Raw genomic sequence first — 12,251 nt, forward strand, 5'->3', positions numbered from 1 at the left:
TCGGAAAAAAGAGACGCAACTGTTGCAACTTTAGTTGCTTCAACAGTCTGGGAATAGACTGTTGAAGGTTGGAGATAGGACGAGTGAAACTCGTGTCAGTTGCGGCTCCCTTTAGGGAGTAAGCTGAAAACCTCCACTGGAGCTTTTCACTCGTCATGTTTCCTAGTTTGCCGTAGCTGTTGCAGGCTATGCCTGCTTTACAGGTACAGTAATAACAGTCAGGGAAGTGACTGTTATTACATAAAGGAGTGCGCTTTGAGTTCTTGACGGCTTTGTATCTTGTTTAACTGAACTCGGGCTACGAGCTGTGCAAAAAAGAGACGTAGCTGTTCCAGTTTTAACTGGTTACAGATATGGCTCCCTTTAGGGATAGTTTTTCCTAGCTCCAGAGGTATACTATACCTCTGGAGGTGGGAAATAAGAAGTTTGCGAAAGCAAACTCTCTCTAAGGCTCCGTGTCAAAACTCCTATTTTTGCTTTGCTCACTTAACGCCCTCGTATCTTAGGTAATTGAGTTCAGCCTAAAACCTCGGAAAATAGATAAACATTCCTAGAAGCTACGCTTCTTCGTCATGTTTCCTAATTTTCAGTCGTTTTTTTAACGGCTTCACATCTTAGATAGTCATAAATTTCCTGAACGGTGCCGAGTGCCATAAGTTCTTGCTCGACTACCTGCTTTTTCAGTTCTTGGTAAATGGTGCTCTCGCTAATCTCGCGTTTTGCTGCTTCCTTATTGACAGTCATGACGCCATCTGTAATCGTGACAAAGCCTAATTCTTGGAAAATGTGTATCATCTTAATCAAGAGAGGCTCTTTTATCTTGAGATAGTTAGCCAGCTCTTTTAATTTGTAACGAACATCAAATTCTTTGAACTGATAGATGGTCTTGTAGAGACGTGCAAATTGTTCCCTACTGCCATAGCCATCCAAGTAGTAGGGAGTAGCAATCTCATTTTTGAAATAGATAGCCTGAAAATCATGGGTTTGGAACAAGCCTTTCAACACCTGTATATCATCTGGAACCGTTGCAATTCCGATAGCTTGATGACCAGTCACATCTGGTAAGTCTTGGTTGGCATCAATCACCAGAACACCTGCTGGGAAATTCGCTTTTTTACTGCGAAGATTATAGAGTTGAACACCCTCTACCCGTAAGTCGACCAAGATCAATTGCAGGGTCGTCTGCCCATTCCATTTGTTGACGGATAGACTGACAGCCAGCTCCAAGTGCTTGCTCTGGGAAATTTCAAGTGCCAAATGCCCCAAGCCAAAGGCAACCACATCAAAGGCAGCCCGCCCTTTAGTAATGCGGAACTTGAGGTGGACATTTTGCTGCCCCATGGTTCGAGCTGATTCGACCTGAAAATCCTTGATATAAAAGACAGGTTTTTTATGTTCCATGCCGTAGGGAGCTAAACTCTCAAAGGATTTCAAGGTATCGAGGGTCAATTCTTCCAGATCCAATTCTTCATCCAGCAACAATTCTCCCTTGCTGACCTGATCCAAGCCATTGTCCAAGATATAGCTTGAGAGGGTATCCGATAATAGATGCAGCTTATCGACTTCTAAGGTCATTCCCGCAGCGCCTGCATGTCCACCAAAGGCAATAAACAAATCCTGATGGTCTTTCAAGGCTTCAAAAATATCGATAGAGGCAACCGAACGGGCAGATCCTTTAGCTCTACCCTCATCAATAGAGAGAACGATAATCGGCTGTTGCAACTCTTCTAGCAAGCGCCCTGCCACGATACCTAAGACCCCAGGATTCCAGCCTTCCTTAGCCAAGACCTGAACAGGTTTTTCCTTGTCAATCATGGTTGTTGCTTGGTCATAAATGGCTTGAACAATGTCTTTGCGTTCAGTATTTTTCTGATCGATCATCTGGGCAATCGTCTGTGCCTGCTCCTCATCAAATCCTGTCAGTAATTCAATCGCTGGATTAGGATCATCAAGACGACCCAAAGCGTTCAAGCGCGGTGCCAATTGAAAACCAACCGTTTCTTCTGTCAGACTTTCCGGGCTAATATCCGCTAAACTCATCAACTCCTGCAAGCCAAGTCGCTCTGTCTGCTTGAGCATGGACAAACCATACTTGACCAAGACCCGATTTTCATCAGTCAAGCTGACCATGTCCGCAATGGTGCCGATCGCTACCAAATCGAGCCACTCTGGCTGTACGGCTTCTAATAGGGCACAAGCCAGCTTAAAAGCAACACCGCACCCTGCCAGATGAGGAAAAGGATAATCTCCGTCTGGATGCTCTGGATGAACGATAGTATAGGCATTGGGCAAGCTTTCAGGCAAGGAATGGTGGTCTGTCACAATGACATCAACGCCGACACTCTGGGCATAGTCAATCGCTTCATGCCCTGCCACGCCATTATCAACCGTGACGATCAAGGACACGCCTTGCTGTTCAATAAAGTATTTATAGACGGACTGATTGGGTCCATAACCATCTGTAAAGCGATTGGGGAGATAGACCAAGCATTCCGCTCCCAGTTCCTCTAGGGCTTCTTTGACAATGGAGGCTGATGTCATGCCGTCAGCGTCGTAATCACCGTACACTAAGATTAACTCATTCACTTCAATCGCACGGCGAATCCGCTCCACTGCCTCTTTCATCCCATGTAGCAAATAGGGATCATGCAAGTCCTCTAGACTAGGCTGTAAAAATTTCTTGAGAGCCTCTTCATTCTGAATCCCTCGTGTATACAGAAAATTGGCAGCAGCCAAATCCAGACCCTCTTTTTTAGCCACTTTCGCAAAACCTTCATCTGAAATCGTTGGAACTAGGGTCCACTCATAAGTTGATTGTATCACTATTGTTCTCCTTATACTCTTTGAACAGAAATTCGGTCATGTTCAATTGATACTCACTAAAAATGATTTTTGCAGAGTATGAGTATGATATTTGCCTACCATTATACCATGAAGAAAGGCCGGCGTCAGCTATTGATATAGTCATTTAGTTTATATTTTTATTACTTCGTTAACTCGTCTTGCTGTACCCCCAGTACTACCTGCGACTCGTTGCCTAGTACTAAAAATAAACTAAACGGCTATATAGCTGTTAAATTTATCTTTTAGAATTGAGCTCGAAAAAAAAGAGTGACCAACCATACAGGCATACACTTCATACTCCCTATAAAAATCAAAATCTGACTAGGCAACAAAATCGCCCCATAGAAAAAGCCCCTGCAAAAGGAGCCTTATTCTTCTACAAGAGCGGTGCGACAATCTTCATCAGAGCGCCAGCGAATCGCTTATACCAAGGATAAGTGCGTGCAAAGTTCAGCAGTGTAATCTGTTCGGATTGGGCAAAGGAATCTTCAAAATCCTTGTGAATATCCGCTAATACTTGGCGATGCTTATAAATATAGAGACCGCATTCAAAATTGAGATAGAAGCTGCGGAAATCCATATTGACCGTGCCGACCGTTGCTTTTTTATCATCGACAAGGACGACCTTTGAATGGACAAAGCCTGGGGTGTATTCATAAATTTCAATACCTGCCTCCAGATAAGTCGGAAAGTCTGTTCGTGCCGCTAGATAAGCCGATTGCTTATCATAAATATGTGGTAGCAAGAGACGAACCGTCACCCCTCGCTTGGCTGCATAGGTCAAATTATCCAACATCTCATCATCCAAGACCAGATAGGGGGTCATGATATAGATATACTTGGTCGCTGACTGAATCATATCGAGACAGACCCGCTTTGCCACTTCATCTCCATCAAAGGGGCTCTCGCCATAAGGTAGGAAGAAGCCCTCCGAATCAATGATTGACTTTTCTTGGTCATGGTGGTCTTTTAGGTATTTCAAATCATTATTTTGTGTCTTTTCATTGAAATTCCACATCTGCAAAAACATAAGGGTGAAATTAGCAACAGCCTCTCCCTTGACCATAATGGCTGCATCTTTCCAGTAGCCAAAGCGCTCCTTGCGATTGATGTATTCATCCGCAATATTGACCCCACCGGTAAAGGCTACTTTCCCGTCAATCACCGCAATCTTTCGATGGTCTCGGTTGTTTTGAACGGTTGATAAGGCAGGGATAATTTGAGAAAAGACCTTGGCCTTGATACCGTATTTTCTCAAGGTTTTATAATAATTATAAGGCAGAAGGGTCAGGGAATTGGTGCCGTCGTACATAAAGCGAACTTCCACTCCCTGCGCTGCTTTTTCCTTTAAAATTTCTAGGATAGAGTCCCACATGTAGCCAAAGTCAACAATAAAATACTCCATGAAGATGTATCTTTCTGCCTTGCGTAATTCATTCAACAGGGCTTCAAACTTAGCCTCTCCAGATGAAAAATAGGTCGCATCAGTATTGGAATGAAGAGCATAGCCAACATATTGGTTCATATAGTGCGCTAGCTTCAACTGATCCTTGTCCTGCTCTGCTAGTGCATTTAGAACCTTGGGTGAAGTCTGTCCATATAAGCGTAAGAGCAAACTCTGGCGTTTAAAGGTCTTTCGGTAACGTCTGGTTTCGATATTGGACTGTAAGATAAAATAAAACAGGGCACCAAAAATCGGAATCCCAATGATAAAGACAATCCAAGTCAATTTAAAGCTGGTATTCATCGGGCGGTTAATCACCGAGATAGCCACTAAGATTGAAAAAATCTGCAATACAGATAATAGAGTGGGAGCCAGCACCGTTGCCGAAGTGACCGTCCATAAAATCGCTCCCACCGTCACCGCAATCAACAAAAGAACAATAAAGGTCCGACTATAAATCAACCTCCATAACTTTTTCATAACATCTCCTTTCATTAAGATACAAAGCCCGTTAAAAACTCAAAGCGAAAATAGGAAATACGACGCAGAAGCCACTGCTTCTAGGAGTATTTATCTTTTTCGCACAGAGTTTAGGGCGTGTTCAATTCCAAGATATGAGAGCGTAAAGCAACTCCTAGACAAAATAGGCGGCCGAACAGAAGCGGTTCGCTTCGTAGTGAGACCCCCACAAAGGCAACTAGATTGTAGTGATAACTACAATCAGATGCCTACTGTGATGTTATCTGGGTTTACTCAACCTTTTGACTGCGCTTTGTCAGTGAGTTGTAGCTCAAATAAGATACAGAGGACGTAAAGAGCAAAGTAAAAATAGGAGATTGACGTGGTGTTCCATGAACACGAGGAAATCTATCTTTTTTACACAGCTCTTAGTCCGAGTTCAATTACCTAAGATACAAAGCCCGTTAAAAACTCAAAGCGAAAATAGGAAATACGACGCAGATCCTTAGAGAGAGTTTGCTCCGCAAACTTCTATTTCCCACCTCCAAAGGTATACTATACCTTTGGACCTAGGAAGATTTATCCCTAAAGGGAGCCATATCTGTAACCAGTTAACACTGGAACAGCTATGTCTCTTTTTTCGCACAGAGTTTAGGGCGTGTTCAGTTAAGATGTGAAGCCGTTAAAAAACCGACTGAAAATTAGGAAATATGACGAAGAAGCGTAGCTTCTAGGAATGTTTATCTATTTTCCAAGGTTTTAGGCTGAACTCAATTACCTAAGATACGAGGGCGTAAAGAGCAAAGTAAAAATAGGAGATTGACGTGGTATTCCATGAACACGAGGAAATCTATCTTTTTTACACAGCTCTTAGCCCGAGTTCAGTTAAACAAGATATGAGAGCGTTCGACACGAGTTGCACTCGTTCCATCTCCAATAAATCAAAGTTTTCACAGAATACAGCACCTTATTTATAATTGAAAACCGTGCGTGCAAGAAAGTCGGCTAGATTGGGAAATAGGGTATAGCATTTATGGGCAAGTGCAAGAGTCCAAGGCAGGTTGAGCTCTCTTTTCTTGGTTCCCATAATTCCAACGATCTTCCGGGCAACCCTATCAGGCTGCAACAAGAAAGCCTTGACAGACTTCAAATAAGCACCGTCTGGATCAGCCTGTTCAAAGAAAGGTGTCGCAATTGGTCCCGGGTTAACGGTGGTAACTACGACATTTGAAGCCGCTAGCTCCAAACGCAGGGCATTGGAAAAACCAAGGGCTGCAAATTTGGTCGCGGAATAGAGCGAGGATTTGCTTGAGGCAATCAGACCAGCCATGCTGATGATATTGATAATCTGCCCCTTCTGCTGCTTCCGCATCTGCTCCCCGACCAAGCGGGACAGGGTCATCAAGGCAAAGGTGTTGATGTCAAACATATCCCGCACTTCCTGATCCGAAAAATCCGCAAAGTCCGCAAAACGACCATAGCCCGCATTGTTGACCAAAATATCGATACTGCCCATGCGCTCTTCCACCTGCCCCAACATCTCTTTTAGGGCTACTTCATCTCGAATATCGGTGTCCAAGACCAACTTATTGGCATGACCAGCATAGAGGCGCTCTATCTTTTCCTTATCCCGTCCCAGTAAAATCAGAAAATCATCTGCTAAGAGTGGTACCATTGCTTGCACCAAACCTCCCGAAGCACCCGTTATCAGAATCGTTCTCACACTTCCACCTCTTCTAAATCCTTGACAATATGAACCTGTTCAAAAATGCCACTGGCATCTTTGCGAAGCTGGCTGATGTCCTTGGACAAAAAGCGCGGACTAATATGGTTGAGTAGCAGGCGCTTAGCCCCTGCATCTTTTGCGACTAGGGCTGCCTCTATATTGGTCGAATGACCGTGTTTGCGCGCTATGCGCTCATCCCCTTTCCCATAGGTCGCTTCATGCACCAGCACATCCGCATTGACCCCGAGGCGGACACTGGCATAACACTTGCGCGTGTCTCCCAAGATGGTCACAATCTTCCCTGGACGTGGTGGCGAAATATAGTCACTGGCGACAATCTCTGTCCCATCTTCCAAGACTACATTTTCACCATTTTTAATCCGCCCAAAGAGGGGACCAAATGGGACACCTGCCCTACGAAGCGCCTCTGCATCAAGCGTCCCCTCCAGATCCTTTTGCATGACACGGTAGCCGACACAGGGAATTGTATGGTCTAGCTTGTCCGCAAATACTGTGAACTTATCTGTCTCAAGCACCTTGCTAACCTGATCCACCTCAAACTCCTGAAAGTGAATCCGATAGGGCAGGCGAGAGCCTGACACTTTCAAACTGGTCAAGACGAACTGACGAATGCCTGTCGGTCCATAGATGGTAATGTCTGTCTGTTCTTCATTTCCTTGAAAGGAACGGCTAGATAAAAAGCCCGGTAGACCAAAGATATGATCACCATGTAAGTGGGTAATGAAAATCTTACTAACCTTGCGAGGGCGAATGCTCGTTTCTAAAATCCGGTTCTGCGTTCCCTCCCCGCAATCGAACAACCATACTTCATTGATTTCATCTAATAACTTCAGCGCCAAACTGGATACATTGCGCGATTTGGAGGGTTGTCCCGCTCCCGTTCCTAAAAATTGAATATACATATACTTCTTTCTATTTTTGAATATAGATAAGGGCTTCTCGCCCTGACCAAGCATAGTAGGTCTGCCCCTGATAGTGGCTTGCGACCTCTACAACTTCGTCTTGATTCAAACCTGAAATCCGCACCCAATCTGCACTTTGGGCAAGCTCTGTCAAAAGATAGTTGCTTTCAAGGACTGCAAAGCTCTCTTCATCAATCGCCAAGGGCTGCATCCAGATGACCCCGTCCTTGACAAAGACCTTGTAGTGGGGAAAAATCTGGGCAAGCTCAAAGAGGAGAGCAGGTGTGATTGTCTCATCTTTCTCTGCAAATACACGCGCCAATTCTTGCTCGTTCTGATAGGCAAAGCCAAAGGATTTCCCCGATAGATTGAGGCGGACAAAGGGTCTTTCCTCTTCAAAGGAGGGAGCTTCCATGAACAGATTGAGCTGTTTAGACAAGTCTAGATAATAGTCTGTCGCAGCCTGCGGTCCCTGCTTTTGATAGATTTCTGCAAAATAGGCATTGATAACTGACGGAGGAGGCGTAATAAAGGCCAGCTTTTGGCTATCCGTCAAGCCCCTCAATTGCCCTGTTAGGTATAGGCGATCAAGACTGGTAAAACCGCCGTATTTCAAGGCTAAATCAATGTAGTCCATTTTCAAACTCCTCTAATTTCCACTTGTGTTCCTTGGCGATGTAGCCCTTGATGATTTCGACATCTTCCTCATAGAAGCGCTGATCGATCAAGGACACTCGTCCAAGGTCATGAATCTTATAGTTGTCTTTCAAGGGAATGCGAATCTCAAAAGGTTCAAACAGGGTTTTGATCTTGGCTAAGATCATCATCTGGATATGGGACTTGGCATTCTCGTCTTTAGCAGACAACATAACGTGAGGAAATTGGCTCGGTGTAAAGCGGTCGTCTGTCTTATCTAATTTATTATAAAGGGCTAGGCGGGGAATGTCCTCCATCTCCAACTCTTGCAAAATGCTCAAGACCACCTCTTCCTGCTCTGCGTGATGAGGATCAGAAGCGTCGATGACATGGAGCAACAAGTCCACGTTCATGGACTCTTCGAGGGTGGATTTAAAGGCTGAAATCAGCTCTGTTGGTAGATCTTGGATAAATCCAACCGTATCGGTCACCGTCACCTGAAAGGTATCGGATAGCTGAACCTGCTTAGTCGTCGCGTCCAAGGTTGCAAATAATTCATCTGCTTCGTACTGGCGCTTGTCCGTCAGAGCATTCATGATCGTAGACTTGCCTGCATTGGTATAGCCGATCAGACCGATTTTAAAAATGCCCGATTGTAGTCTACGCTCCCGCACGGTTGCACGATTTTTCTCCACGACTTTCAGCTGGCGTTCAATATCGGCAATCTGGTTACGAATACTCCGACGGTTGAGTTCGAGCTGGCTTTCTCCCGGTCCCCGAGATCCGATTCCGCCTGCCTGACGGCTAAGCATGATCCCTTGTCCGATTAAGCGCGGCAACATATATTTCAACTGCGCCAGATGCACCTGTAATTTTCCCTCATGGCTTCGCGCCCGCATAGCAAAGATGTCTAAAATCAGCTGCATACGGTCAATGACTTTGATCCCCAGAATCTCTTCTAAATTCACATTCTGACGCGGTGTCAAGCGATTATTGACAAGGACTGTATCGATACCGTCAGCCTCGACCATGAGCTTGATTTCTTCTAATTTACCAGAGCCTACAAAGGTCTTGCTGTCATACCTTTCTCGTTTCTGGGTATAGGAGCCCTTGACCACTGCCCCAGCAGTTTTGGCAAGGCTAGCCAACTCTTCCATTGACATGGCAAAGTTCTCTGTCTGTTGCAATTCTACCCCAATCAGCAAGACACGCTCTTCTTCTTTTTTCGTTTCAATCATGTGTTTCCTCTAAAAATTCCGCTACTCGTTGGTAGATCCTGTCTTTCACACCGGCTTCAGATACCCTATCAAATGCCACCTGCATCCGGTTGCGAAACCAAGTCAACTGGCGCTTAGCAAAGCGCCTAGTATTTTGCTTGACCTTATCGACAGCTTCTTCAAGGCTAACCTCCCCAGCAAAATAGGGGAAAAATTCCTTGTAGCCGATCCCTAGGCTGGCTTGAGCTTTCGGGTGCGCTTCATAGAGCCACCTAGCCTCTACTAGCAAGCCCGCTTCCAGCATCTGATCTACTCGCTGGTTGATGCGCTCATATAAGATAGGCCGCTCATCTGACAAGCCAATCAGCAGGGCTTCATAAGGCGGTTCTTGATTTTCTAACTCTTGACCTAGATGTGCCAACTCTAGCTGTCTCATGGCACGGCGACGGTTGATTTGGGGAATCTCAATCCCTAGCTCTGCTATTTTCCCAAATAAGTCCTCGTCTGATAAGCTGTCTAAATCCTTACGGTAGGCGAGAATCTCTTCATGTGCTACCTGACCACCCAGATGATAGCCCTCGAGCAGACTTTGAATATAAAGCCCTGTCCCCCCTACGATAATCGGTAACTTGCCCCGATTGGCAATCTCCTCAATACGCTTATTGGCTTCTACCACAAAATCAAAAGCAGAGTACCCCTCGGTCACATCACGGACATCAATCAAATGGTGGGGGGCAAGAGCCTGCTCTTCCTTGTTTGCCTTGGCTGTTCCAATATCCAACTGCCTGTAAACCTGCTGGCTATCGCCACTGATAATCTCACCATTAAAGCGTCTAGCAAGCTCAATTCCTAAGGCAGTTTTCCCCACCGCAGTCGGGCCTACCACTACTACTATCTTCGTTTTCATCTTTTTCCTTGAAAATTTCTTGTTTTTTCGCTACAATCTATTATAACACAAGTAAAGGAGAAACAACTATGGCTAAAGGTTTTGGAAAAGGTTTCTTGACAGGAGTTGCTAGCACAGTTGCTCTTGCCGCAGGTGCGATTTTTACTATTCATAAAACAATTATCGAACCTGAAGAAAAGAAAGAAGCGTTCATCGAAGAAAATCGTAAAAAAGCAGCGCGCCGCCGCGTCGCACATTAAAAAAATGCTCCAGTGGAGCATTTTTTCACGAGTCTAGAAACATAAAAGCGAGTAATGCTCCAGTGGAGCATTTTTTTATGAGCTTAATAATGTAGGGAGTAGGAAAAATCAAACTCTTAGGAGTGAGCGATTTTTCCACTCTCATTTTTTTGCATACTAATATCAAAACTGGGAAAATTTCATTTTTATAATATTATAGGTACTTCTTCTTAGGAGCCTGCTTATGAAGGCTGACCGAGACAGGATTTGCTGCAAGTAAGCGATCCATCAACTGCTGATCGCTTATTTTGCGATCCAAGAGTAGCTCATATTCCAAGTCTAAAATGCCCTTTTTAGACTTATAGTGGATAGAGAGCAAGGCTAGCTCCTGACAAGCCTTGCCAAATTGATGCTCAAAAAATTCTTGGTAATCAAAGTCTGTTGCAACACTGACTAACAGATAGCGACGATTTTGGTTCACTTGGGCGAAGCGAGTGTGTTCTAAGATCAAGACCATCACCCCTAAGATAATAGTGACTAGCAGCGCAAGCACCAAGTGCCCCATACCTGTCGCCAGTCCAATCGCTGTCGCCATAAAGACTGCTAGAAGCTCCTTGGAAGTCCCAGCTGCTGATCGAAAACGAATGAGGCTAAACGTTCCTGCTACTGCAACGCTAGTCCCTAAACTCCCATTGGTTAAGAAGATAATCACCGCAATCAGACTAGGGAGCAAGGTCAGGGTTACGACAAATTCCTTGGTATAGCTGGCTTTATACTTGTAAATCCAAGCTAATCCTATGCCCAGCATGAGACTGACAGCCAAGCTCAATCCGAGTTGGGCGATACTAACATTGGCTGTACCACTGGTAAAAATACTGCTAAATAGCTGCGTTTGCATGCTGCTCACCTCCCCTACTTAGGCTCGCCAACCGATAGGCATTGCCATATTTTGAAAAAGACTGCTTTTGAATCTGGTATTTTTCAAGCAAGTCCACTAGCCATGTGGGTTGCTCCTCGGCTACCTTGATTTCGATGATAACCTTATCTGGATCCAGCAGAGCCTTGCCAAATCTTCCCCTCTCCACATCAATATGGTCAGCCCGATAAAGCAGATTTTGATCCACAGTCACGCGCACCTTCTGATCTTCCTTGCCTTTAAAAGACACACGGTCATAGTAGATATACATCTTAGGTTTGATCGAGCCGTAACGCTTCTTCAATGTTGCCAATTCAGACATCACTTTTTCATCAGCCATTGTCTGATCAGCCAAACCTTTTTCTACATACTCCATAACCGCCAGTGGCGTTGAGGTCAGACGATACTTGAAGCCAATTTTATTTTCTTTCTTCTTAATTTCTAAAAAGGCTTGACTATTTTTACTTGGCTGGGCATCATAGACCCGCATTCTCACCTTTTCCCGACCATATTTCTTGTCGATCGCATCTTGGATCATCTCAAAATTCTCATTATCAAAGTAGATATTGGTAATAGTAGAATTGGCATATTCATCTGCCACCATATACACTTTCAATTCCGTCTCTAATTGAGCAAATACCGCCTTGTCCACAATATACTTTGATTCCTTACGCCTAAACTGCTTTTGTACAATTTTTGTCTTCATCTGTCACTCCTTTATCATTGATAAAGATAGTTTAGCTAAGAAACATGAAAAAAAGCTGAAAATTTCATTAGACTTGTTCGGTAACCAAATGTGATATACTATTTGTATGGAAACAATGTATGAAAAATCTCAAAAACTCAGTTCAGAGAACTTCAAACTTCTCATAGGTGTTCAAAAAGAGACCTTTCAAGAAATGCTTACCTGTCTCAATGTAGCTTACCAACGTCAACATCGTCAAGGAGGTCGTCCACGCAA

General features: G+C 44.4%; 10 protein-coding genes and 1 pseudogene. 2 read left to right on the top strand and 9 right to left on the bottom strand.

Going from position 1 to position 12,251, the window contains the following annotated elements; all coding sequences use genetic code 11:
* Nucleotides 1–579: 579 nt before the first annotated feature.
* The 7 genes from recJ to miaA form a co-directional block, all read right to left on the bottom strand.
* Entirely contained in the window at nucleotides 580–2,823 is a 2,244-nt protein-coding gene (gene recJ / locus BU200_RS04125) for a single-stranded-DNA-specific exonuclease RecJ (protein WP_075098963.1), read from the bottom strand.
* A 397-nt stretch (nucleotides 2,824–3,220) separates the two neighbouring features.
* A complete protein-coding gene (gene cls / locus BU200_RS04130; protein ID WP_075098964.1) occupies nucleotides 3,221–4,768 on the bottom strand; it encodes a cardiolipin synthase in 1,548 nt (515 codons plus the stop codon).
* Nucleotides 4,769–5,714: 946 nt separating this feature from the next.
* A complete protein-coding gene (locus BU200_RS04135; protein WP_075098965.1) occupies nucleotides 5,715–6,470 on the bottom strand; it encodes an SDR family NAD(P)-dependent oxidoreductase in 756 nt (251 codons plus the stop codon).
* Entirely contained in the window at nucleotides 6,467–7,396 is a 930-nt protein-coding gene (rnz, locus tag BU200_RS04140; RefSeq protein ID WP_075098966.1) for a ribonuclease Z, read from the bottom strand. Before rnz ends, BU200_RS04135 begins: the two co-directional genes overlap by 4 nt.
* Nucleotides 7,397–7,406: 10 nt before the next feature.
* Nucleotides 7,407–8,033 (bottom strand): cystathionine beta-lyase, encoded by a 627-nt coding sequence (locus tag BU200_RS04145; protein ID WP_075098967.1) that lies wholly within the window; start codon nucleotides 8,031–8,033, stop codon nucleotides 7,407–7,409.
* Complete coding sequence (gene hflX, locus BU200_RS04150; RefSeq protein ID WP_075098968.1) at nucleotides 8,020–9,270, bottom strand: GTPase HflX; 1,251 nt, start codon at nucleotides 9,268–9,270, stop codon at nucleotides 8,020–8,022. Before hflX ends, BU200_RS04145 begins: the two co-directional genes overlap by 14 nt.
* Entirely contained in the window at nucleotides 9,263–10,156 is an 894-nt protein-coding gene (miaA, locus tag BU200_RS04155) for a tRNA (adenosine(37)-N6)-dimethylallyltransferase MiaA (protein WP_075098969.1), read from the bottom strand. The genes hflX and miaA overlap by 8 nt, the downstream gene beginning before the upstream one ends.
* Before the next feature lie 68 nt (nucleotides 10,157–10,224).
* On the opposite strand from miaA, the gene BU200_RS04160 reads away from it, so the two are divergent.
* Complete coding sequence (locus BU200_RS04160; protein WP_075098970.1) at nucleotides 10,225–10,395, top strand: DUF3042 family protein; 171 nt, start codon at nucleotides 10,225–10,227, stop codon at nucleotides 10,393–10,395.
* Nucleotides 10,396–10,588: 193 nt separating this feature from the next.
* Here the strand turns inward: BU200_RS04160 and BU200_RS04165 are convergent, their stop codons facing one another.
* The gene (locus BU200_RS04165; protein ID WP_428843387.1) at nucleotides 10,589–11,182 is read right to left on the bottom strand and encodes a DUF4956 domain-containing protein; all 594 of its coding nucleotides are present in this window, start codon (nucleotides 11,180–11,182) and stop codon (nucleotides 10,589–10,591) included.
* 70 nt (nucleotides 11,183–11,252) lie between these two features.
* Complete coding sequence (locus BU200_RS04170; protein WP_075098972.1) at nucleotides 11,253–11,996, bottom strand: polyphosphate polymerase domain-containing protein; 744 nt, start codon at nucleotides 11,994–11,996, stop codon at nucleotides 11,253–11,255.
* 106 nt (nucleotides 11,997–12,102) lie between these two features.
* On the opposite strand from BU200_RS04170, the pseudogene BU200_RS11230 reads away from it, so the two are divergent.
* Nucleotides 12,103–12,251, top strand: a pseudogene (locus BU200_RS11230) (IS5/IS1182 family transposase); the annotation flags it as partial.

The sequence above is a fragment of the Streptococcus acidominimus genome (genome assembly GCF_001921825.1).
Taxonomy (GTDB): Bacteria; Bacillota; Bacilli; order Lactobacillales; family Streptococcaceae; genus Streptococcus; species Streptococcus acidominimus.

What these genes read in the sequence shown, in the direction of transcription:
- cls (WP_075098964.1), bottom strand. Translation starts at nt 4,768, where the DNA reads ATGAAAAAGTTATGGAGGTTGATTTATAGTCGGACCTTTATTGTTCTT.
- rnz (WP_075098966.1), bottom strand. Translation starts at nt 7,396, where the DNA reads ATGTATATTCAATTTTTAGGAACGGGAGCGGGACAACCCTCCAAATCG.
- BU200_RS04145 (WP_075098967.1), bottom strand. Translation starts at nt 8,033, where the DNA reads ATGGACTACATTGATTTAGCCTTGAAATACGGCGGTTTTACCAGTCTT.
- hflX (WP_075098968.1), bottom strand. Translation starts at nt 9,270, where the DNA reads ATGATTGAAACGAAAAAAGAAGAAGAGCGTGTCTTGCTGATTGGGGTA.
- miaA (WP_075098969.1), bottom strand. Translation starts at nt 10,156, where the DNA reads ATGAAAACGAAGATAGTAGTAGTGGTAGGCCCGACTGCGGTGGGGAAA.
- BU200_RS04160 (WP_075098970.1), top strand. Translation starts at nt 10,225, where the DNA reads ATGGCTAAAGGTTTTGGAAAAGGTTTCTTGACAGGAGTTGCTAGCACA.
- BU200_RS04165 (WP_428843387.1), bottom strand. Translation starts at nt 11,182, where the DNA reads ATGCTGGGCATAGGATTAGCTTGGATTTACAAGTATAAAGCCAGCTAT.
- BU200_RS04170 (WP_075098972.1), bottom strand. Translation starts at nt 11,996, where the DNA reads ATGAAGACAAAAATTGTACAAAAGCAGTTTAGGCGTAAGGAATCAAAG.